The sequence below is a fragment of the Amycolatopsis ruanii genome, assembly GCF_003385175.1.
Classification (GTDB): Bacteria; Actinomycetota; Actinomycetes; order Mycobacteriales; family Pseudonocardiaceae; genus Amycolatopsis_E; species Amycolatopsis_E thermalba.
The window spans coordinates 64,584-85,915 of record NZ_PQHY01000002.1 but is presented as its reverse complement, the minus strand read 5'-3'; the positions used below and the strand labels follow the sequence as shown (position 1 = coordinate 85,915).

At 71.9% G+C, this 21,332-nt stretch carries 18 protein-coding genes, 1 pseudogene and 1 riboswitch; of the genes and pseudogenes, 10 read left to right on the top strand and 9 right to left on the bottom strand.

From position 1 onward, the window contains the following. Positions 1 to 8: 8 nt before the first annotated feature. Positions 9 to 1,421, top strand: coding sequence for an MFS transporter (locus D0D28_RS01510; protein ID WP_240323034.1), 1,413 nt, complete (start codon positions 9 to 11; stop codon positions 1,419 to 1,421). 51 nt (positions 1,422 to 1,472) lie between these two features. Here D0D28_RS01510 and D0D28_RS01505 read toward each other — a convergent pair whose 3' ends face one another. The 5 genes from D0D28_RS01505 to metG all read right to left on the bottom strand — a co-directional run bounded on the left by D0D28_RS01505 (position 1,473) and on the right by metG (position 8,171). Then, positions 1,473 to 2,486: a methionine ABC transporter ATP-binding protein gene (locus D0D28_RS01505; RefSeq protein WP_116109443.1), complete on the bottom strand. Its 1,014-nt coding sequence runs from the start codon at positions 2,484 to 2,486 to the stop codon at positions 1,473 to 1,475. 187 nt (positions 2,487 to 2,673) lie between these two features. Next, positions 2,674 to 2,764: riboswitch (SAM riboswitch) on the bottom strand. A 64-nt stretch (positions 2,765 to 2,828) separates the two neighbouring features. Then, positions 2,829 to 3,689, bottom strand: a complete 861-nt coding sequence (rsmA, locus tag D0D28_RS01500) for a 16S rRNA (adenine(1518)-N(6)/adenine(1519)-N(6))-dimethyltransferase RsmA (protein ID WP_094004558.1) — start codon at positions 3,687 to 3,689, stop codon at positions 2,829 to 2,831. A 186-nt stretch (positions 3,690 to 3,875) separates the two neighbouring features. After that, positions 3,876 to 5,276, bottom strand: a complete 1,401-nt coding sequence (locus D0D28_RS01495) for a resuscitation-promoting factor (protein ID WP_116109442.1) — start codon at positions 5,274 to 5,276, stop codon at positions 3,876 to 3,878. 274 nt (positions 5,277 to 5,550) lie between these two features. Continuing rightward, the gene (locus D0D28_RS01490; protein WP_094004556.1) at positions 5,551 to 6,381 is read right to left on the bottom strand and encodes a TatD family hydrolase; all 831 of its coding nucleotides are present in this window, start codon (positions 6,379 to 6,381) and stop codon (positions 5,551 to 5,553) included. Then, complete coding sequence (gene metG / locus D0D28_RS01485; protein WP_094004555.1) at positions 6,378 to 8,171, bottom strand: methionine--tRNA ligase; 1,794 nt, start codon at positions 8,169 to 8,171, stop codon at positions 6,378 to 6,380. The genes D0D28_RS01490 and metG overlap by 4 nt, the downstream gene beginning before the upstream one ends. 62 nt (positions 8,172 to 8,233) lie before the next feature. On the opposite strand from metG, the gene D0D28_RS01480 reads away from it, so the two are divergent. The 5 genes from D0D28_RS01480 to D0D28_RS01460 all read left to right on the top strand — a co-directional run bounded on the left by D0D28_RS01480 (position 8,234) and on the right by D0D28_RS01460 (position 13,051). Next, the gene (locus tag D0D28_RS01480; protein WP_094004554.1) at positions 8,234 to 8,833 is read left to right on the top strand and encodes a PadR family transcriptional regulator; all 600 of its coding nucleotides are present in this window, start codon (positions 8,234 to 8,236) and stop codon (positions 8,831 to 8,833) included. 94 nt (positions 8,834 to 8,927) lie between these two features. Beyond that, positions 8,928 to 9,914, top strand: coding sequence for an ATP-binding cassette domain-containing protein (locus D0D28_RS01475; protein ID WP_094004553.1), 987 nt, complete (start codon positions 8,928 to 8,930; stop codon positions 9,912 to 9,914). Continuing rightward, entirely contained in the window at positions 9,904 to 10,671 is a 768-nt protein-coding gene (locus tag D0D28_RS01470; protein ID WP_116109441.1) for an ABC transporter permease, read from the top strand. Before D0D28_RS01475 ends, D0D28_RS01470 begins: the two co-directional genes overlap by 11 nt. A 95-nt stretch (positions 10,672 to 10,766) precedes the next feature. Beyond that, positions 10,767 to 12,245: an alpha/beta hydrolase domain-containing protein gene (locus tag D0D28_RS01465; protein ID WP_233157155.1), complete on the top strand. Its 1,479-nt coding sequence runs from the start codon at positions 10,767 to 10,769 to the stop codon at positions 12,243 to 12,245. Positions 12,246 to 12,436: 191 nt separating this feature from the next. Continuing rightward, positions 12,437 to 13,051 (top strand): glycoside hydrolase family 25 protein, encoded by a 615-nt coding sequence (locus tag D0D28_RS01460; RefSeq protein ID WP_094004551.1) that lies wholly within the window; start codon positions 12,437 to 12,439, stop codon positions 13,049 to 13,051. Here D0D28_RS01460 and D0D28_RS01455 read toward each other — a convergent pair. Further along, positions 13,040 to 14,022: pseudogene (locus D0D28_RS01455) on the bottom strand (DUF4185 domain-containing protein). The gene D0D28_RS01460 and the pseudogene D0D28_RS01455 overlap by 12 nt on opposite strands. 75 nt (positions 14,023 to 14,097) lie before the next feature. Between D0D28_RS01455 and D0D28_RS01450 the strand changes: the two are divergent. After that, the gene (locus D0D28_RS01450; RefSeq protein ID WP_240323043.1) at positions 14,098 to 15,291 is read left to right on the top strand and encodes an aminodeoxychorismate synthase component I; all 1,194 of its coding nucleotides are present in this window, start codon (positions 14,098 to 14,100) and stop codon (positions 15,289 to 15,291) included. Further along, positions 15,249 to 15,860, top strand: a complete 612-nt coding sequence (locus D0D28_RS01445) for a GNAT family N-acetyltransferase (RefSeq protein WP_116109440.1) — start codon at positions 15,249 to 15,251, stop codon at positions 15,858 to 15,860. Before D0D28_RS01450 ends, D0D28_RS01445 begins: the two co-directional genes overlap by 43 nt. A gap of 303 nt (positions 15,861 to 16,163) precedes the next feature. Here D0D28_RS01445 and rsmI read toward each other — a convergent pair whose 3' ends face one another. After that, the gene (gene rsmI, locus D0D28_RS01440) at positions 16,164 to 16,991 is read right to left on the bottom strand and encodes a 16S rRNA (cytidine(1402)-2'-O)-methyltransferase (protein WP_162830958.1); all 828 of its coding nucleotides are present in this window, start codon (positions 16,989 to 16,991) and stop codon (positions 16,164 to 16,166) included. A gap of 64 nt (positions 16,992 to 17,055) precedes the next feature. Between rsmI and D0D28_RS01435 the strand changes: the two genes are divergently transcribed. Then, positions 17,056 to 18,603, top strand: a complete 1,548-nt coding sequence (locus D0D28_RS01435; protein ID WP_116109438.1) for a dolichyl-phosphate-mannose--protein mannosyltransferase — start codon at positions 17,056 to 17,058, stop codon at positions 18,601 to 18,603. Further along, entirely contained in the window at positions 18,600 to 18,722 is a 123-nt protein-coding gene (locus tag D0D28_RS37250) for a hypothetical protein (protein WP_275895881.1), read from the top strand. The genes D0D28_RS01435 and D0D28_RS37250 overlap by 4 nt, the downstream gene beginning before the upstream one ends. A 189-nt stretch (positions 18,723 to 18,911) precedes the next feature. Here the strand turns inward: D0D28_RS37250 and D0D28_RS01425 are convergent, their stop codons facing one another. Together D0D28_RS01425 and D0D28_RS01420 are read right to left on the bottom strand one after the other, a co-directional pair. Continuing rightward, positions 18,912 to 20,636: a serine/threonine-protein kinase gene (locus D0D28_RS01425; protein ID WP_116109437.1), complete on the bottom strand. Its 1,725-nt coding sequence runs from the start codon at positions 20,634 to 20,636 to the stop codon at positions 18,912 to 18,914. Between the two features lie 120 nt (positions 20,637 to 20,756). Beyond that, positions 20,757 to 21,263: a hypothetical protein gene (locus D0D28_RS01420; RefSeq protein WP_116109436.1), complete on the bottom strand. Its 507-nt coding sequence runs from the start codon at positions 21,261 to 21,263 to the stop codon at positions 20,757 to 20,759. Positions 21,264 to 21,332: the final 69 nt, after the last annotated feature.

Sequence of the window (21,332 nt, the reverse complement as noted above, 5' to 3'; positions counted from 1 at the left end):
GTTCCACCATGACCACCACCACTCCGGCGCCGGTGACGGCGCCCACGGATTCGAGGAAGTGGCTGGCGCTCGCCGTCGTCGGGCTCGCCCAGCTGCTCGTCATCATCGACACGACGATCGTCAACATCGCGTTGCCCACCGCCCAGGCCGACCTCGGCATGTCCGACGTCGCCCGGCAGTGGACGATCAGCGCCTACACGCTGGCCTTCGGCGGTCTGCTGCTGCTCGGCGGGCGGCTGGCCGACCGGCTGGGCCGCAAGAACACGCTCATCGTGGGCGCGCTCGGCTTCGCCGCCGCCTCCGCGCTGGGCGGGATGGCCTCCGGGCCTGGCCTGCTCATCGCCGCCCGCGCGGCCCAGGGGGTCTTCGCCGCGCTGCTGGCGCCGTCCACGCTCTCGCTGCTGACCATCACGTTCACCGAGGCGAAGGAGCGGGCCAAGGCGTTCGGGATCTTCAGCGCGATCATGATGTCCGGCGGCGCGCTCGGCTTGGTGGCCGGTGGCGCGCTGGCCGAGTACGCGTCCTGGCGCTGGTGCCTGTACGTGAACCTGCCGATCGCCGTCGCCGCCGCCGTCGCGGGCTGGTTCGTGCTGCCGAAGGTGCCGGGCCACCGGTCGACGCGGCTGGACTGGTTCAGCGCGGTGCTGGGCAGCGCCGGGATCGCCGGCCTCGTCTACGGCCTGTCCGAGGCCGCCGGCCGCGGCTGGGGTTCGGCGGTGGTGCTCGGCACGCTGGCCGCCGCGGTGGTGCTGCTGGCCGGGTTCGTGTTCCGGCAGGCCCGGGTCGGGAACCCGCTGCTGCCGCTGCACGTCGTCGCCGACCGGACCCGCTCGTCGGGCTTCCTGACCATCGCGATCGCCGCGTTCGGGATGTTCGGGATGTTCCTGTTCGTCACCTACCAGCTGCAGGCGATCATGGGCTTCGGCGCGCTCGGCGCCGGACTGGCGTTCCTGCCGTTCCTGGCGGCCAACGTGACGGTCTCGACCCTGCTGACGCGGCGGCTGATCCCGCGGACCGGGCCGCGCCCGCTGCTGGTGATCGGGCTCCTGCTGATGGCGGCCGGGCTCGCCGGGCTGACCCAGTTGTCGGTCGACACGTCTTACTGGAGCCTCATCCTGCCGGTGACGCTGGTGCTCGGGGCCGGCGCCGGGCTGGCGATGCCGACGGTCATGAACATCGCGACCGCCGGGGTGGAGCCGGCGGACTCCGGGGTGGCGTCGGCGTTCATCACGACCTCCCAGCAGGTCGGCGCGTCGATCGGCACGGCGTCGCTGAACACGATCGCCGCGAGCGCGACCGCCTCGGCCGCCGGGCTGGCCCTGCCCGCGGCGACCGTGCACGGGTACGCCGTGGCGAACGGCTGGGCCGCGGGGATCGTGGCACTCGGCGCTATCGCGGTCGGGGTCCTCGTCCGCAAGTGAGACGAGCGGAGGGGCGTCCCGGACGGGACGCCCCTCCTGCCGTGTGCGGGATCAGGCCGCGACGACGCTCTTCGGGCCTTCCTTCGGGTGCACGACGGAGGCGCCGCGGTCGGCGATCCACGCCAGCGCGGCGTCGGCCTGGCTGCCGTTGACGCCGACCCGGAAGCGGGCCACCGGGGTGTCACCGACGCGGGTCAGGCCGCCGCCGATCGTGGCGAGCTCGACCTCGAACCGCGCGGAAGCCTCGGGCAGCAGCGCGCCGACGGCCGCGAAGCCGATCAGCACGACGTCGACGGACCGGTCGTAGCTCGACGACTGGCTGCGCGGCGTGTCGATCGGGGGCAGCAGGCTCTGCGCGACCTTGCTCGCCGGGTTGGCCAGCAGCTCCAGCACGGTGCCCTGCTCGACGAGCCGCCCGTCCTCCAGCGCCGCGACCCCGTCGCAGACGCGCCGCACCGCGGCGCCGTCCTGGGTGGTCAGCAGCACGGTGACGCCCAGCTCCGCGCGGGCGCGGTCGAGGACGGTCAGCACGCCGCCGGTCTCCTCCGCGCCGACACCGGCGGTCGGGTCGTCGGCGAGCAGCACGGCCGGGCCGGCGGCGAGCGATCGCGCCAGCGCGACGCGGCGGCGCTGTCCCGGGGTCAGCTCGCTCGGGCGCAGCGCGGCGCGCTGGGTCAGGCCGGCCAGGTCGAGCAGGCGGCCGACGCGGCTGCGGCGCTGCGGACCGTCCAGGCCGAGCTGCTCCAGCGGGGCCGCGACGTTGCCGGCCACGGTGCGCTCGGCGTGCAGCACCGGCTGCGCGTCCAGCACCGCGACCTGGCGGCGCACCTCACGCAGCCGCCGCCCGTCGAGGCCGGTGGTGTTCAGGCCGTCCAGGCGCACGACACCGCGGTCGGGCTTCTCCTGCAGGGCGATGCACCGGGTCAGGGTGGACTTGCCGGAGCCGGCCGGGCCGACGACGCCGAACAGGGCGCCGGCGGGCACCTCGACGCTCACGTCCCGCAGGGCGTGGACGGGCTTGGCGGCACCGGGGAAGGACTTGGTCAGGTTTTCGACAGTGATCACGAATGGCTCCAGCACAACAGGCGCGAACGCGCCGACCGCACACCAAGGCGACCGTCCAGTGCGGACGGTCAGGCGAAGACAGGGAAAAGTGGTGGTTCAGAAGCGGTCAGCGACGACACGCACAGACCGTGCGACGACATTCGTCGACGACGCGGCGCCTCGTGAGCATCGTGCGATACACAGGAATCCTCCATCGGTCCTGGCGTTAGCACCTGCCCCGGGTGGGGTGGTTGCTGCGGCTTCGGCGAGCCAGGTCTCTCAGCCGCTCGGGATGGATACCTCAAAGAGTAGAACGGACTTCACATCTTTTTGGCAAGTCCCCGGCGCGGATCAGGTGCGAGATCACACCAACGGTGGTAAGGACTTGCTCGCCGCGATCCTGGCGAAGTCCCTTACCCCGAGCTGCTCGCCCCGGGTGCGCGGATCGACACCGGCCGCGCGGAGGATCGCCTCGGCCCGCTCCCCCGAACCGGCCCACGACGCCAGCGCGGCGCGCAGGGTCTTCCGGCGCTGGGCGAAGGCGGCGTCCACGACGGCGAACACCTCGTCCCGGTTCGCGTCCGACACCGGTTCCGCGGACCGCTCGAACGCGACGAGCGCGGAGTCCACGTTGGGCACCGGCCAGAACACCGCGCGGGGCACGGGCGCGACCTTGCGGGCCGGGCCGTACCAGGCGAGCTTCACGCTGGGGACGCCGTAGATGCGGCTGCCCGGGCCGGCGGCCATCCGGTCGGCGACCTCGGTCTGGACCATCACCAGGCCGTGCGCCAGCGAGGGCAGCTCGGCGAGCAGGTGCAGGACCACCGGGACGGCGACGTTGTAGGGCAGGTTGGCGACCAGGTGCGTGGGCTCCTGGGCCAGGTCCGCGCGCCGGAGCTTGAGAGCGTCCCGGATCTGGACGGTGAACCGGGGGACGGCTTCGGGCGCGCGCTCGGTGATGGTGACCGGCAGGCGCTGCCCGAGGACCGGGTCGATCTCGACGGCGGTGACCGTGGCCCCCGAGTCCAGAAGGCCGAGCGTCAGCGAACCCAGGCCCGGGCCGACTTCGAGGACGTGATCGCCGTCGCCCACTCCGGAGAGGTCGACGATGCGGCGGACGGTGTTGGGGTCGTGCACGAAGTTCTGGCCGAGCTTCTTCGTGGGACGGACGTCCAGCTCGGCGGCCAAGCCCCGGATCTCGGCTGGTCCGAGCAGTGCTGTCACGTCTGGTGATGCTACTGGCCCGCCCCACCCCCACCACCGCGAGTCCCACGCTCCCGCGCGCGAGTCCCACGCTCAGGTCCGCGAGTCCCACGTCCCCGCGCGCGAGTTCCGCATTCGCGGCAGGCCACCCGCAAAAAAAGATGACCCCGGCCACCGGCCGGGGTCATCATGGTCTTGCTCGGGGGGTCAGCTGGTCGCCTTGGCGCCGCAGACCGGCCAGGCTCCGTAGCCGCCGCGGTCGTCGCGCACCTTGGTCGCCACCGCGATCTGCTGTTCGCGCGTGGCCTGGTGCGGGTAGGCCGCGTACTGGTCGCCGCCGTAGGCGTCCCACGTGCTCTTGTTGAACTGCAGGCCGCCGTAGTAGCCGTTGCCGGTGTTGATCGACCAGTTGCCGCCGGACTCGCACTTCGCGATGGCGTCCCAGATGGCGCTGTCGCTGATCACCGGCTGCTTCGTGCCGACCCGGACGATCTTCGGCTTGGCCTCGACCAGCACCTTGGTCGACAGCTCCTCGCGGGCGGTCTCCTTGCCGTTGCGCTTGGTGATCCGGTAGGTCACCAGCTTCTTGCCCGCGGTGCCCGGGTCCTGGACGACCTCGTCACCGGCGTCGAGGGTCGCGTCCTTGATCTCCTGGACCTCGGGCGCGATCTCCTCTTCCTGGTTGATCACGGACACGCCGGTGCGGGAGATGTGCACCTCGGCGCCGTTGGCCAGCTTGAGGCCGAGCCCGCCGTCGATCTCGTCGTCCGGGCCGAGCGACAGGCCCTGCTCGGCCAGGAACTCCTCCGCGGTGATCGCGGTGGTGCTCACCTGGCGCGGGGCGGCGTCGCCGTCGAACACGGTGATGTTCTTGAGGGTCTTGACCTCGACGGTCGCGCCGTCCAGCGGCAGCTCCGCGTCCAGCGGCATCGAGTACGCGGTGCCCGGGCCGAACTGGCCGCTCAGGCCCAGCTGCGTGATGGCCTCCTGGAGGCTCGTCGCGCGGACCCACAACTCGCGGGCGACCCCGTCGACGACGAGGTTCAGCTTGCGGCCGCGCTCCAGCTTGATGACGCCACCGTCACCGACCGGCGCCTGCGGCGAGGGGGACAGCGCGTCGTGCTCACCGACGGTGAGACCGGCGTCCTCGAGGACCTCGCCGACCGTCTTGCCGAAGCTGTGCACGGTCTGCGTGTGGCCGTCGACGTCGACGGTCACGCTCTTGTTCATGGCCAGCGCGGCCGCGCCGCCGCCGGTCAGGCTGATCAGGAGGGCCAGGACCGAGCCCCGGAGGAACCGGCGCTTCCAGGTCTTGACCGCGGTGACGAGGGCCTTCTCCGGCTCCTCTTCGGCCTCCACGGCGGCCGTGCGGTCTTCGGACACCGCATCCGGGATGGCCAGCGCCGGGAGCATCGTGGTCTCGGCGTTGATCAGCCGGATCAGCTCGTCGACGTCGATCTCGGCCTCGGCCATGAGATCGTCCGCGTCGCTACCCAGAACCGTGCGGATGTCGTGCTCGGTGACGGCCAGGTCGTCCGAGAACGCGTCGGCGTCGGGCCAGTCGAGGGTGCCCACGGCGCCGCCACGGCTGGACTCGAACCAGTCCATCGCCTCGGTCGGGCGCGCGTCGGCCCATCTACTACCAGTCACAGCAGGTCGATCCCTTTCGCACTACGGCTCCCGGAAGTCGTCGCCATCCCCGATCCCGACCTGCACTGGCTTGACTCCGGGTGTCCCGCGCTTCGCCCGGTTGGAGCGATCATGCGGCACGGTCACGGGACAGTAACGGACCCCGGGAGGTTGCGCAAACACCGGGCGGAATGTCGTGGCGTTCGTCACTCCTCCAGGTGGATGGTTGATTTCCACGAATGTCGCAGTCCGTTCAACCCGACGTGACGGACGGGAGCCGGAAGACGCGTTCGGCGGTCTCCGACACCGCCGAACAGACGCCTTCCAGGTCTTCCGAACGGAGGTCGGCGAGGAAGTGGACCGTGTACGCCGTGCAGTACGGCTCGTTCGGGCGGCCGCGGAACGGGTGCGGCGTCAGGAACGGCGCGTCGGTCTCGACGAGGAACTGCCCGGATGGCACCAGCTTCGCCGCGGCCTGCAGCGCGCGGGCGTTGCGGAACGTGACCGTGCCGGCGAACGACAGCACGTACCCGGCGTCCACGCAGCGGCGGGCGATGTCCTCGTCACCGGAGAAGCAGTGGAACACCACGGTCTCCGGCGCGCCCTCCTCGTCCAGGATCCGCAGCACGTCTTCGTGCGCGTCCCGGTCGTGGATCATCAGCGGTTTGCCGATCCGCTTGGCGAGGTCGATGTGCCAGCGGAACGCCTCCCGCTGGGCCTCCGGCGGTGAGTAGTCCCAGTAGTAGTCCAGGCCGGTCTCGCCGACCGCGACCACCCGATCCTGCCGCGCCAGACGCTCTATTTCGGACTGTTCCGGCTCGCCGAAGTCCTTGGTCCGCGTGGGATGGATCGCCACCGCGGCCCACACCCGTTCGTCCCAAGTGGACGCCTGAGCGGCCCAGCGGGCGGCGTCGAGGTCGTCGGCGACGGTCACCATCCGGGTCACCCCGGCCGCCGCGGCGCGGTCGGCCAGCTCGGCGACGTCGGCCGCCGTGACCGCACCGCAGGCGTCTAGGTGCGTGTGCGAGTCGACCACCGGCGCCGGAAGGCGCTCCGGCACCGGCGGTCGTTCCTGCTTGCTCACTGCGCGATCGGGGCCCACTCCGGCCCGGTCTCGCCCAGCTTCGGGTCGAGCTTGGCGAACAGCGGCGTCGGCTTGGCCAGCGGACGGCCGACCTCGATCGGGATCGACTCCCAGCGCGCCTGCTCGGCCGCGTAGTCACCGGTCAGGATCGGGTTGATCCGGCCGGGGATGTCCAGGTCCTCGACGTCCTGCAGCTCCGGCTGCGCGGCCCACACGCCGGTGCCGCCCAGCGCCTCGTGCACCTTCTGCGCCGAGTGCGGCAGGAACGGCGTGAGCAGCGTGTTCGCGTCCGACACCACCTGCAGCGCGGTGTGCAGCACCGCGTCGCGGCGCTCCGGGTCGTCCTTGAGCTTCCACGGCTCCTGGTCGGACAGGTACCGGTTGGCCGCCGACACGACCCGCATCGCCTCGGTGGCGGCCAGCTTGAACCGGGACCGCTGCAGGTGCCCGCCGACGGTCTCGAACGCCTTGCGGGACAGCGCCTTCAGCTCCTCGTCGGCCGGCGCCGGCTTGACCGGGGCCGGGATGGCGCCGTTGTTCTTGTGCGCCATCGAGATCGAGCGGTTGACCAGGTTGCCCCACTCGTTGGCCAGCTCGAAGTTGGTGCGGCGGACGAACTCGTCCCAGGTGAAGTCGGTGTCCTGGGTCTCCGGGCCGGCCACCGCGATGAAGTAGCGCAGGGTGTCCGGGCCGAACTCGCGCAGGAAGTCGTTGACGTAGATGACCGTGCCGCGCGAGGTGGAGAACTTCGACCCGCTCATGGTCAGGAACTCGCTGGATACGATCTCGTCCGGCAGGTTGAGCCTGCCGTACGGGCCGACCTGACCGCCCTTATCCCCGGCGCCGTTGTGGCCGAGCAGCAGCGCCGGCCAGATCTGGGCGTGGAAGGTGATGTTGTCCTTGCCCATGAAGTAGTAGCCGCGCGCGTCCGGGTTGTTCCAGAACTCCTGCCAGGCGTCCGGGTTCCCGCTGCGGCGGGCCCACTCGACGCTGGCCGAGAAGTAGCCGATCACCGCGTCGAACCACACGTAGAACCGCTTGAGCGGCTGGTCGCGCCAGCCGTCCAGCGGGATCTTCACGCCCCAGTCCAGGTCACGCGTGATCGGCCGGGGCCGCATGTCGTCGAGCAGGTTCTTGGTGAAGTTGACGACGTTGGGCCGCCAGTCCGTCTTGGTCGACAGCCACTTGCCGAGGCTCTCGGTGAACGCCGGCAGGTCGAGGAACAGGTGCTCGGTCTCGACGAACTTGGGCGTCTCGCCGTTGATCCGCGACTTCGGGTTGATCAGCTCCGCGGCGTCCAGCTGGTTGCCGCAGTTGTCGCACTGGTCGCCGCGCGCGCCGTCGTACCCGCAGATCGGGCAGGTGCCCTCGATGTAGCGGTCGGGCAGCGTGCGGCCGGTGGACGGGCTGATCGCGCCGGTGGTCGTCTTGGGCACGACGTAGCCGTTGCGGTGCAGCGCCAGGAAGATCTGCTGCGTGACCTCGGCGTGGTTGCCGGTGCTGGTGCGGGTGAACAGGTCGTAGGTCAGCCCGAGGCCCTGCAGGTCCTGGCCGATCTGGCGGGTGTACTTGTCGGCCGTCTGCTGGGAGGTCAGGCCCTCCTTGTCCGCCTGGACGGTGATCGGGGTGCCGTGCTCGTCGGTCCCGGACACCATGAGCACCCGGTTGCCGGCCATTCGCTGGTAGCGCGAGAACACGTCCGACGGGACGCCGAAGCCGGAGACGTGGCCGATGTGACGGGGCCCGTTGGCATAAGGCCAGGCCACCGCCGTCAACACAGGGATGCTCATGCCTGTTTAGCGTACGGATGCCGTCTCGTGCATTGTTACCTGGGAAGGCTTAAGGAGGTCGGGTGTCGCCGACGCGGCTGCTGGTGCTGGGCGTCGTACGGATGTACGGCAAGGCGCACGGCTATCAGGTGCGGCGTGAGCTGCTGACCTGGTCGGCCGACCGGTGGGCCAACGTCCAGCCCGGGTCGATCTACCACGCGCTGAAGAAGATGGCGGCCGAGGGCCTGCTGGAGGCGGTGCCCGACGAGCCGGAGGGGCGCGGGCCGGACCGGGTCGCCTACCGGCTGACCGGAGACGGCGAGACCGAGTTCCAGGTCCGGCTGGCCCAGATGCTGAGCCAGCTCGGCGAGAACGACGCGCAGAACGCGTTCGGCTTCGCCGCGGCGCTCACGTTCCTGACCTGCCTGCCCCGGCAGCGGGCGGCGTCCCTGCTGCAGCACCGGCTGACCCAGATGGAAGGCCAGCTCGCGTCGGTCCGGCACGTGCTGGGGCACGGCGTCGAGTGGGGCCAGCCGGCGCACGTGAACGAGCTGTACCGGCTGTGGGCCACCAACGTCTCGGCGACGATGGAGTGGGTCCGCAACCTCATCAAGCGGCTGGAGGACGGCGAGTACGTCATGGCCGACGACCCGGGACGCAGCTTCGGCGAGCCGCCCCGGTGATCAAGTAATCAAATTTGACTACGGCGCGATAGTTGGGGCAGAGTGGCCGCGCTCACTAGTCAAATTTGACTACTGACTCAAGGGGGATCTTCTGATGATCAAGGCACGCGGCCTCGCGCGGACGTTCACCGCGCGCGGCCGCAGCGTCGAAGCCGTGAAGGGCGTCGACATCGACGTCGCCGAGGGCGAGCTGGTGGGGTTCCTCGGCCCGAACGGCGCGGGCAAGACCACGACCCTGCGCATGCTGACCACGCTGCTGCGCCCGACCGCGGGCGAAGCCCAGGTCGCCGGGCGCGACCTGCTGGCCGACCCGGTCGGCGTGCGCAGGCAGATCGGGTACGTCGCGCAGGGCGGCGGCGTGACCCCGGAGATGAAGGTGCTCGAGGAGATCGAGCTGCAGGGCCGCCTCTACGGCATGTCGAAGGAGAACTCGCTGCGCCGCGGCCGGGAGCTGGTCGAGCAGCTCGACCTGGTCAACCTGGACCAGCGGCTCACCAAGACCCTGTCCGGCGGCCAGCGGCGGCGGCTGGACATCGCGCTGAGCCTGATCCACGACCCGAAGCTGATCTTCTTCGACGAACCGACCACCGGGCTCGACCCGCAGAGCCGCGCCAACCTGTGGGAACACATCCGGCGGCTGCGCGCCGACCACGGCGTGACGCTGTTCCTCACCACGCACTACCTGGACGAGGCCGACTCGCTGTGCGACCGGATCCTGGTGATCGACAACGGGCGGATCGTGGCCGAGGGGTCACCGGACTCGCTCAAGGCGCGCGTGTCCGGGGACGGCGTGACGATCGGGGTGGCCCCGGAGTTCGTGGGTGCCGCGGCCGAGGTCGCCGGGCGCCTGGCCGGCGCGCACGAGGTGACCACCGGCGACGGCGTGGTGCGGTTCCGGGTGCCGCGCGGGGACACCGCGCTGCCGGAGCTGCTGCGCCGGCTGGACGCCGACGGCATCGCGATGACCTCGATGCAGGTGCACCGGCCGACGCTGGACGACGTGTTCCTCACGCTCACCGGCCGCTCGCTGCGGGACGCCGAGCAGTCCCAGACCTCCCCGGAGGCCGCCCATGTTGCGTGACACGTGGCTGATCTTCAAGCGGGACTGGACGTTGTCCATGCGCAATCCGGCGTGGGTGATGATCGGCATCATGCAGCCGGTGCTGTACCTGGTGCTGTTCGGGCCGCTGATGGAGAAGGTCGTCAGCAGCACGCCGGGCTTCCCGCCGGGCAGCAGCTGGACGATCCTGACACCGGCGCTGATCATCCAGCTGGCGCTGTTCAGTTCGTCGTTCGCCGGGTTCGCGCTGCTGATGGACTACCGCAGCGGGGTGCTGGAGCGGTTGCGGGTCACGCCGGCGAGCCGGGTCGGGCTGCTGCTGGGCAAGGTGGCGAACAACGTGATCCAGGCGGTCATCCAGGCCGTGCTGATCACGGTGCTGGCGTATGTCGCGTTTGGACTGGACGCGCCGGTCGGCGGGGTGCTGCTGAGCCTGGTGATCGTCGGCCTGGTGGCGGCGACGCTGGCTTCGGCGTCGTACGCGGTGGCGCTGACGCTGAAGAGCGAGCAGGCGTTCCCGGCGCTGCTCAACGCCGTGCTGATGCCGGTGCTGCTGCTGTCCGGCATCCTGCTGCCGATCACCAGCATCCTCGCGCCGGACTGGCTCTACACCCTCTCGCGGATCAACCCGTTCACCCACGTGGTCGACGCCGAGCGGGCCACGTTCCGCGGCGACCTCACGATGGACGCCCTGATGACCGGCTCGATCATCCTCGTGGTGATGGCGGTGCTCGCGGTGTTCTGGGGCACGCGGACCTTCCAGAAGGAGAACGCCTGACCGACGCGGCCGCGGTCGCCGACCGGTGATTTCGCCGATGCCGCGGCGACCGCGGCCGCACCACACTGGCCCTCCCCACACCACGGAGGTGACCAGTGCGCACAGCCGTCCTCGCAACGCTCCTGGCGGTGTTCGCCGCGGTACTGCCCGCCACGGCCGCGGCCGCCACCCCGACGATCACCACGCCACCCGCGGGCAGCCACGGGTTTCCGTTCCTCGCCGCGGCCGAGGACCTCGGCTCGTTCGGCTACACCGAGAGCGAGTACTTCATCTCGGGCACCGCGACCGCCTACGCCAAGTCCGGGCTGTGGACCTCGAGCGGCCGCTGGGACGTCCGGCCGACCACCCAGGCCGGGTACCGGACCCGCCTGCTGGTGCGGCGCCCGAGCGATCCCGCGCGGTTCAACGGCACCGTCGTCGTGGAATGGCTCAACGTCAGCGCCCAGCTGGAGCTGTCGCCGGACTACTGGTTCACCCGCGACGAGCTGCTGCGCCGGGGCTACGCGTGGGTCGGCGTGTCCGCGCAGTCGGTCGGCGTCAACGGCGGGCTCGGGGACATCGCCGGGCTGCGCGGCTGGGACCCGGCCCGCTACGGCAGCCTCGTGCACCCCGGCGACGCGTACGCCTACGACATCTTCTCCCAGGCGGGGCAGGCGTTGCGCACCCCGGACGGGCCGGATCCGTTGGGCGGACTGGAGATCCGGACGCTGCTCGCCGACGGGGAATCGCAGTCGGCCGGGTTCATGACCACCTACGCCAACGCCGTCCAGCCGGTGTCCGGCGTCTACGACGGCTTCCTGATCCACAGCAACAGCGCGGTCGCCGCACCGATCAGCGGGCGGCCGGCCGACGTCCTGACGATGCCGAACCCGAGCCGGATCCGCACCGACACCGCGGTGCCGGTGTTCGTGGTGCTGACCGAGACCGACGTGCCGGGCGCGTCCGCGGCCCGGCAACCGGACACCGACCGGGTCGTGCACTGGGAGCTGGCCGGCACGGCGCACGGTGACCAGTGGGCGTTCGACCTCGGCGACCCGACGCTGAAGAAGTCGGTCGGCTCGGCCGCGCCCCAGCCGGACTGCGCCGCGGGTTCGGCGCCCTTCAACGACGGCCCCGGCCACTACTCGATGAACGCCGCACTGCGCTACCTCACCACGTGGGCGCAGGGCGGTCCGCGCCCGGCGAGCGGCGCGCTGCTCGACGCCGACCGCCGCGATCCGCGCACCGGACTGGCCCTCGGCGGCATCCGGCTGCCCGATGTCGCCGTGCCGACCCGCACGCTCAGCGGCGAGCGGGACACCTCGGGCAGCGGGGTGTTCTGCGGCCTCTACGGCGCCCGCGACCCGTGGAACGGCGACGCCGACCCGTGGGACCAGCACGACGCCGGCGACCCGTCCGACCCGTCGTACCCGCCCACCGCGGAACCGGTGCTGAGCCGCCTGTACCCGACCAACGCCGACTACGTGAGCAAGGTGCGGGCCGCCGCCGAGTCCTCGGTCACCGCCGGGCACCTGCTGCCCGAGGACGCGGCCGCCATCGTCGAGGCGGCACGGCACTCCGGAATCGGCGGTTGACCGCGGCCGGCAGACCCCGGCCGGACCGGGGACTGCCGGCAGCCGCGGATCTCCCGGGCAGCCTCTCGTGTACTTGCCGTGCATCACACCCTTTTCGGGTGGTGCGTCGATACGGCAACCGGGGCTTTCCGCGCTTATGGTGACTACACAGTGTCTTGAGGAGCGCATTTCGGAAATGTGAAGGCGGCGGTTTGACGGAGGGCAGCACGGAGCGCGGGATCAACCTCGCGCTGCACGCGACCGTGGCGGACTGGGACGCGGTCCGTTCCGGCGCTGTCTCGTTCGCCTCCATCACCGTCACCGAGAACACGAACTGGCTCGACCACGGCGCGGGCAAGCAGATCGAGGCGGCGCAGCGAGCGGGTCTCCGCACCGGCATCCGCCACTACGCGCGTCCGGGCGCGCCCCACGACCAGGCCGAGCTGTGCGTGCGGGCGGGACGCAGGCTCGGGGTGTTCGGACCCGGTTCGCTCGCGCCGACGCTCGAGGTCGAAGCGGAAGGCGTCGACGACCGGTTCGTGAAGGCGTGGATCAAGACCGTGCGGCAGTCCGCGGGCATCCAGCGGGTCGTCATCTACGCCGACTACGCGCTCTGGCTGCGGCGGCTGCACCCGGAGAAGTGGGCCGACCGCGAGGTCGTGCTGTGGGTGGCGCGGCACAACGACATCCCGGGCCGGCCGGGCTGGTTCCACCCGCGCCTGGCGCTGCACGAGCACAGCTCGGTGCCCCCGATGCCCGGCGTGTCCGGTCCGATCGGGATGGACGCGCTGGTGTACCCGTTCACGCTGGCCGACCTACTGCTCTAGCCGGCTGCGCATCAGGAACACGTTGTACGGCCCCCACTGGGACATCAGGTAGTAGATCTCCGGGCCGTCCAGCGCCCACGGGTGCAGGTACCCGCCGTAGAGGCCGGGGTACCGGTGCCCGGGCACGGCGGCCTGGCCGGGCGACCACGGTCCGGTGAGCCGGTCGGCGGAGTGCAGCAGGATCGCGCCGCCCGGGTCGTCCAGGTGCATCGCCAGCCACTGTCCGAGGTGGACGTCGTAGGCGACGGACAGCTCGCCGACCGGGCCCGGGATGACCGGCGCGGCGGCGAACTCGTCACGGGTCCAGCCGCGGCCGTCGAAGTACTCGTAGGAGGACGCGTCGAGCAGGTGCGGGATCGCCGCGCGGGCCAGGTAGGCGTCGCCGTGCCGCCCGTTGGTGGTGCCGAAGAGGTAGAGGTGGTCCCCCTCGCGGGCGAGCGCGCACATCTGGAACGGATCGTCCCGCTCGGCGCGGTTGATCCACCGCGCGCTCCAGGGCTTGTCTAGGTCACCCCGTCGCGCGACACGGCGAGGCCGGAGTAGTTGGTGGTCCACTTCCCGGGCGGGCCCCACTGCCGGACGGACATGTAATGGACGATCTGGAGCCCGTCGACGGCCAGGCCGGAGTTCGGGATGACCGTGACCTCGTCGCGGCGCTCGTCCCGCGGGATGACCTGGGCGGCGGTCCCGTCCGGCCGGGCGACGACGCCGTCGAGCGTGAGACCGGCGGCGAGGTCCGTCGTGGTGGAGAACGCGAGGACGTTGCTGCGCCAGTCGGCGCTGTCCGGGCCGCCGCCGTCGCCACCCCAGCCCTCGCCGAAGGTGTCGCCGAACAGCACGAAGACCCGGCCGTCCCCGCCGTCCCACGGGATGCCGAGGTCGGTGCCGTGGATGGCGAACCGGTCGGTCCGGTTGATCGAATCGGCGCCGGTCACCTTGCAGATCTGCTCCGTTTCCGCGATGCGAACCATGGCCCGACCGTAAGTCACAATGGTCCCGTGCGGGTGACACGAACGAGACTGGGCCGAGGCAGGACACCGGACGAGGTGTTGCTGCTCCTCGACGAGCGCGCCCGCTTCCGGGGCATCGGCACGGCGGCCGGTCTGTGCGGCGACTGGTTCGGCTCCCGGGCGGTGCTCGCGCCCGAGGTCCAGCTCCGCCCGGTCACCGACCCGTTCGAGGTCCCGGACCTGCAACCGCGGGTCGAGCCCGCGGATCGCGTCGTCGGCGGCGGCTGGTTCGGATACCTGTCCTACGACCTCACCGACCCCTCCGGTCGCCGCGCCGACCTGCCGAAAGCCGTCTGGGGCTGGGCCGACCACGTCCTGCGGCTGGACGCCGACGGCTGGTGGTGGTTCGAGTCACTCGACGCGGACGCCACCGCGGCGGAGTTCGAACGGCTGCTGAGCCTCCCGGCGCCCTCGCCGAGCTGGCACGCCGGCCCGTTGCACCGTCCGTTACCGGCCGAACACGGCGACGCGGTCAAGGCCTGCGTGCACGCGATCGAGGCCGGTGAGCTGTTCCAGGCCAACATCTGCACCCGCTTCGAGGGCACGTTCGAGGGATCGCCGGCCGCGTTGTTCGCGCAGGGCGTCCGCGGGTTGCGGCCGCGCCGGGCGGCGTTCCTGACCGGTGACTGGGGCAGCGTCGTGTCGTTGTCGCCCGAGCTGTTCCTGGCCCGCCACGGCGACCGCGTCCGCTCCACCCCGATCAAGGGCACCCTCCCCCGCCGCGGCCCCGCCGACGACGCGCTGGCGCGGCGGCTGCGCGAGTCGGTCAAGGACGTCGCCGAGAACGTGATGATCACCGACCTGGTGCGCAACGACCTGGGCCGGGTGTGCGCGGTGGGCAGCGTGCGGGTGCCCGAGCTGCTGCGCGTCCGGCCCGCGCCCGGGGTGTGGCACCTGGAGTCGACGGTGGAGGGGCGTGTGGTCACCTCGGACGCCGAGCTGCTGGCCGCGACGTTCCCGCCGGGCTCGGTCACCGGCGCCCCGAAGATCCGGGCGCTGGAGCTGATCGCGGAGCTGGAACCCCGCCCGCGCGGCGTCTACACGGGTGCGATCGGTCTGGCCTCCCCGGTGGCCGGCCTGGAACTGAACGTGGCGATCCGCACGTTCGAGCTGCACGGCGACCGCATCGCCCTCGGCGTGGGTGGCGGCATCACCGCGGACTCGGACGCGGAGGCAGAATGGCAGGAATGTCTGCACAAGGCCGCACCACTGGAAGCCCTGCTCACCTGATCCGCCCCGGGACGCCCACCGACATCGACGGCGCGGCGGCGACGCTGGGCGCCGCGTTCGCCGACTACCCGTTCACGCGGCACACCGTCGCCGCTGACGCTCACGTCGCCCGGGTGACCGGCCTGCAACGGCTGTTCCTGGAGCACATCGGACTGCCGCACGGACGCGTGTGGGTGAGCGACGACCTGGCGGCGGTGACGGTGTGGACGACGCCGGCCTCCGGGGAGATCGATTTCGGCGAGCTGGGCCCGCGGCTGAGCGACTTGGCCGGCGACCGGGCGGCGGCGGCAGCGGCCGCGGAGGAGGCACTGGCCCCGCACCGGCCGACCGGGCCAGCGTGGTTCCTCGCGACGGTCGGCGTGGCCCCCGACCGGCAGGGCGAGGGCCTGGGACGGGCGGTCCTCGCCCCCGGCCTGCGCGCCGCCGCCGCGGAGGGCCACCCGGCGTACCTGGAAACCTCCCTGGAGGCGAACGTCGGGTTCTACGAGGGCCTGGGCTTCGAGGTAACGGCGAAGGTCCCGCTCCCCGAGGGACCCCTCACCTGGACGATGCGGAAGGCCCCGGCCTGACCCACCCGAGCGGCCACGGCGAATGCCAGGCCGCCGCGCCTGGGTGGTGGCAGGGCCGCCACCCAGGCACCACCCACCTACTCGACGGCGGAGGCCGCCCCCCTCAACGCCGCCGCGCCCGCACAACTCCCTCTCCCCGCCGCCAACGGCCCCAACCCGCGCCGGCAGCCCGACCACTCACGGCCTCAACCCCTCACCAGCCCCCGGACCACCGCTCATGCGCGCCGCCAACGGCCCCAACCCGCACCGGCAGCCCAACCACCACTCACGGCCTCAACCCCTGACCAGCCCCCGGACCACCGCTCACGCGCGCCGCGCTGCCAGCACCGCGTCGTACAGCTCCTTCTTCGACACCCCCGCCGCCTCGGCGACCTCCGCCGCCGCCGACTTCAGCCGCTCGCCGGCCGCCACGCGGGCCGAGACCTCGGCCACCAGGTCCGTCACCGACACCGCCCGCGGCCGGGCGCCCTCCAGCACCACGGTGATCTCGCCGCGCACACCCTCGGCCGCCCACGCGGCCAGCTCCGGCAGCGTCCCGCGCCGGACCTCCTCGTACGTCTTCGTCAGCTCCCGGCACACCGCCGCCCGCCGCTCGTCGCCCAGGGCCGCGGCGGCCTCCGCCAGCGTCGCGGTCAGCCGGTGCGGCGACTCGAAGAACACGACCGTCCGCGGCTCGTGCGCCAGCTCCCGGAACCAGCGCCCCTTCTCACCCGGCTTGCGCGGCGCGAACCCCTCGAAGCAGAACCGGTCGCTGGGCAGCCCGGACAGCGCCAGCGCGGTCGTCACCGCCGACGGGCCGGGCAGACAGGTGACCGGCAGATCCTCCGCCACACACGCCGCTACCAACCGATATCCCGGGTCGGACACGCTGGGCATGCCGGCGTCGGTGACCAGCACGACCGTCTCCCCCGCCCGCAGCGCCTCCAGCAGCTTCGGCAGGCGGGACGTTTCGACGTCCTCGTAGAAGCTGACCACCCGCCCGCGCGGGGTCACGTCCAGCGCGGTGGCCAGCGACCGCAGCCGCCGGGTGTCTTCGGCGGCGATCACGTCCGCCTCGGCCAGTGCGGTGACCAGTCGCGGCGAAGCGTCGCGGGAGTCACCGAGGGGGGTCGCGGCGAGGACGAGCGGCATGGCCTTCACCCTATTAGCCGCGCGGGAACTCCGAGTTCACCCGTGGGTCCCTAGGATCACCCCCGTGACCGCTCTGCTGACCCGACCGGACCAGGTGGACCACCTCCGCCCGCCGACGGACCGTGCCGCCACCCTGCTCGGACGGCCGATGCCCGGCGACCGGCTGCGCGGCTGGGTGGTCACGATCGTCCTGACGCTGGTCGCGGCGGTCACCCGCTTCCAGAACCTCGGCGTCCCCACCGACAAGGGCACCCCGGTCTTCGACGAGAAGCACTACGTGCCGCAGGCGTGGCAGATGCTGCGCAACGGCTGGTTCGAGGACAACGCCGGCTACGAACTGGTGGTGCACCCGCCGCTGGCGAAGCAGCTCATCGCGCTCGGCGAGTGGATGTTCGGCTACAACGGCTGGGGCTGGCGGTTCAGCGCCGCGCTGGCCGGCACGATCATCGTGCTGCTGACGATCCGCATCGCGCGGCGGCTGACCCGCTCGACGCTGCTCGGCGGGATCGCCGGGATCCTGGTCATCTGCGACGGCGTGCTGTTCCTGCAGGCCCGGATGGGCATGCTGGACATCTTCATCGCCCTGTTCGCGCTGTCCGCGTTCGCCTGCCTGCTGTGCGACCGCGACCAGGTGCGACGGCGGCTGGCGGTGGCGGTCGCCGAAGGCTGGGCGGACGAGTCGCCGTGGGGTCCGCGGCTGGGTTTCCGCTGGTGGCGGTTCGCGGCCGGGGTGTGCCTGGGCCTGACGTTCGCGGTGAAGTGGTCTGGCCTGTACTACATGGCGTTCTGCGGGCTGTTGTGCGTCGGGTTCGACGTGGCCGCGCGCCGGGCCGCGGGCGTGCCGCGGCCGTGGGCGGGGACGCTGCGCCGGGACGTGCTGCCCGCGCTGTGGGCGATCGTCGCCGTCCCCGCGCTGCTGTACCTGGCGAGCTGGTGGGCGTGGTTCGCGAGCGAGTCCGGCACCGACCGGCACTACGTCGAGATGCAGGGCATCGACCCCGGGTTCTGGAGCTGGGTGCCGCCGGCGCTGCGGTCGCTGGGCGACTACTCGATGAACGTGCTGCACTTCCACGAAAGCCTGGTCACGCCGAAGAACGACCCGCACCCGTGGGAGTCGAAGCCGTGGACGTGGCCGATGGGGCTGCGTCCGATGCTCTACTACTACGAGTCGGGCAACGGCACGTGCGGCGCGTCGGACTGCATCCGGGCGACGATGCTGATCGGCACGCCCGCGATGTGGTGGCTGGCGTTCCCGATGCTCGCCTGGGGCCTGTGGCGGTGGCTGTTCCGGTTCGACTGGCGCTACGCCGCGGTGCTGGTCGGGTACCTCGCCGGGTTCCTGCCGTGGTTCACCAACATCGACCGGCAGATGTACTTTTTCTACGCCACGCCGATGGCGCCGTTCCTGGTGCTCGGGCTGACGCTCGCGCTGGGCCAGATCCTGGGCAGCGCGCGGCGTGGGTTCGAACGCCGCGGGACGGGGCTGCTGGTGGTGGCCCTGTACGCCGGCCTGGTGGTGGCGAACTTCGCGTGGCTGTGGCCGATTCTGAACGGCGACCCGATCAGCAACGCCCGCTGGCAGGCGGAACTCTGGCTACCGTCCTGGCGATGACCGGGCACGTGGACCGCGCGCGGGAGTCGTCCGACCGGGCCGCGGAGGACTACGCCGAGTTCGCAGGCCCCCGTTTCGCGGCGACCGCGGTGAGCTGGGCGCGTTCGCCGAGCTGGTGACCGGCCGGGTCGCCGATGTCGGCTGCGGCCGAGGTTGTCGCGGTGGCGCGTGCCCGGGTGGTACCGCGGCGGCGCGGACCACGGGAGCACCGCCCAGGTACCGCCCCAGACGCGGCACGATCCGCGCCACGGCCCCCTCAACGACTCGCCTAGACCACGACCCCAACCCGCTCTGGCCGGCGCGGCGCGTCAGCGACGGGGCGGCATCGCCCGGGTGGTGCCGCCCTGGCGGGGCACTATGCGCGTCACCGGGCCGTCCATCGACTTGCCGGACCTCGACAGGAAGCCCTCCACCTCCCGGACCACCGTGTGCAGCGTCGGGCGGCGGCGGGGTTCGTTGTCGAGCGACGCGATCAGCAGCCGGGCGTGCGCGGAGCGCTGCGGCAGCTTCGAGACGGGCTCCGCGCGGGCCGCCGCCATCAGGGCGGCCATCGGCGTCTCGCGGGTGCCTCGCGGCGGGTAGCCGGACAACGCGTAGCTCACGGTGGCCGCCAGCTGCCACGCGTCGGACGCCGGGGAGGCCGCCGCGCCCGCCGCCTGCTCCGGCGCCACGAAGTCCGGGGTGCCGATCATCATCCCGGTCGCGGTCATCGTCGAGTCGCCGCGGCTGCGGGCGATGCCGAAGTCGATCAGGTGCGGCATGCCCTGCGGGTCCAGGATCACGTTCGACGGCTTCACGTCGCGGTGCAGCACACCCTTCTCGTGCGCCGCGGCCAGCGCGCCGGCCATCGTCGCCCACAGGCGGCCCGCCGCGATGTCGTCGAGCGGGCCCATCGTGTCCACCGCGGTGGCCAGCGACTGGCCCTCCAGGTACTCCATGACCAGCGCGAGCCCGTCCGGCTCCTCGATCAGGTCGTAGACCCGCACGCAGTTCGGGTGGTTCACCATGGCGAGCGCCCGCGCCTCGCGGCGCATGCGCTCCTCGGTGTCCCGGTCCGGCGCGTGCGCGATCTTCAGCGCGACCGTGCGACCCAGCTGGTTGTCCACCGCCTGCCACACCGTGCCGAACCCGCCGTGACCGAGACGCTTGATCCGCCGGTACCGGCCGCCGCCGTTGGCCGTCGACCCCGGCGGCACCGGAACCGGGCCGGGCGCCGCGGCGAGCTCCTGCGCGGCCGGCGCGACCGCGGTCGGCGCGTACTGCTTGGGCAGCTGCTGCGGCGGCGGAGGCGGTGGCGGCCCCTGCGGCGGAGGCTCGCGCCGCGGCTCCGGGCGCGGCCGCTCCGGTTTGTTGATGACCGACCACGACGGCGGCCCGACCAGCGCGATCGGGATGATCCCGAGCATGGCGATCGGCAGGAACCCGAGCCACAGGAACACGCCCGCGTTGGCCGAGACACCCACCGAGAAGACCACGAACAGCACGAACCCGGCCCACAGCAGACGGCCCGGCCACTTCGGACCGCGCCGCATCGCCGTGCGGGCCTGCAGGATCATGAACAGCAGCGCGACCACCGGCAGTCCGACGAGCGCGCCCAGGTAGTAGCCGTAGGCGAGGACGTTGCCGGACGGGTAGAAGATCGTTTCGAAGACGTTCTGCCCGCCGCCCAGGTAGTCGCTCTGGGTGCCGATGAACGAGCAGTACTCGCGGTTCAGCGTGGCCAGGTCGGCCTTCGACAGCGACGACGTGCCCTCGGCGGCGGCCCGGTAGATGCCCGAGATGCCGTTGAAGGCCATCCACGGCAGCCCGAACGAGAACACGAACGCGATCACGCCGATGGCGGCGATCGTGCCGGTGTCGTACCGGTTGCCGGTGAACTTCCGCATGAGCGCGACGAGGACCGCGCCGGCCACCGGGAACAGGGCGGTCAACGCCCCCGCGGCCACCGTTGCCCACACCCAGTCGCCGGGGCAAAAGCCCGGGTTGAACAGGGCATGCGCGAGGGACAGCAGCCAGTCCGCGAACGCGTTCACCGCCCGGGTCCCTTCGTGTTCGGGGTCGTCTTCCGGTCTTCCACCCTATTCGCACCTTGGACGCGGCAGGGGGCGGGCGGGTTGCGGTCGGGTTCCGGCCACCCTGCGGAGTGAGGGTCCTCAGATCCCCGGCCGCCAGATCACCGGGGCCAGCCGCTCCGCCTCGACGCGCCACCGCTCCCGCCGGAATCGCAGGACCAGCACCGCCAGCAGGGCACTGCTGACCACCGCACCGGCCACGACGACGGCGATGACGCCGGTCAGCCCGCCCAGCACGACCGCGGCGAGGCCCAGCGCGACGACCGCGGCGACCGCGAACTGTCCCTGGCCGAGCCACACCCACCGTCGTCCCGCCTCCAGCTCGGCCAGCAGACCCTGCGCGCCGGTGGTGAGGCGGGCGTCGGGCACGTTCAGTTCGAGGATCCGGCGGGCCGCCCACGCGCACAAGTCGCGCTGGCGTGCCGAGGTGACGACGGGCATCCCCTCTCTGGTCACACTCCGTGCGGACACGGTCAACGCTTCGAGTGCCAGCGCGAGCCGCAGGCGGAGGTCGGGGTCCGCGGGAGCGGCGGCGAGCTGCTGCTCAAGCGCTTGAACAGCGGTCATCGGGTCGGTCTGTTCGGTCACGGCGAATCTCCTGAAAGGAGTAACCCGGGCGGGGCGCCCAATGCTACCCTCAGTGCTCACTTCTGCACG

What these genes read in the sequence shown, in the direction of transcription:
- D0D28_RS01510 (WP_240323034.1), top strand. Translation starts at nt 9, where the DNA reads ATGACCACCACCACTCCGGCGCCGGTGACGGCGCCCACGGATTCGAGG.
- D0D28_RS01495 (WP_116109442.1), bottom strand. Translation starts at nt 5,276, where the DNA reads ATGGACTGGTTCGAGTCCAGCCGTGGCGGCGCCGTGGGCACCCTCGAC.
- metG (WP_094004555.1), bottom strand. Translation starts at nt 8,171, where the DNA reads ATGAGCATCCCTGTGTTGACGGCGGTGGCCTGGCCTTATGCCAACGGG.
- D0D28_RS01475 (WP_094004553.1), top strand. Translation starts at nt 8,928, where the DNA reads ATGATCAAGGCACGCGGCCTCGCGCGGACGTTCACCGCGCGCGGCCGC.
- D0D28_RS01470 (WP_116109441.1), top strand. Translation starts at nt 9,904, where the DNA reads ATGTTGCGTGACACGTGGCTGATCTTCAAGCGGGACTGGACGTTGTCC.
- D0D28_RS01445 (WP_116109440.1), top strand. Translation starts at nt 15,249, where the DNA reads ATGTCTGCACAAGGCCGCACCACTGGAAGCCCTGCTCACCTGATCCGC.
- rsmI (WP_162830958.1), bottom strand. Translation starts at nt 16,991, where the DNA reads ATGCCGCTCGTCCTCGCCGCGACCCCCCTCGGTGACTCCCGCGACGCT.
- D0D28_RS37250 (WP_275895881.1), top strand. Translation starts at nt 18,600, where the DNA reads ATGACCGGGCACGTGGACCGCGCGCGGGAGTCGTCCGACCGGGCCGCG.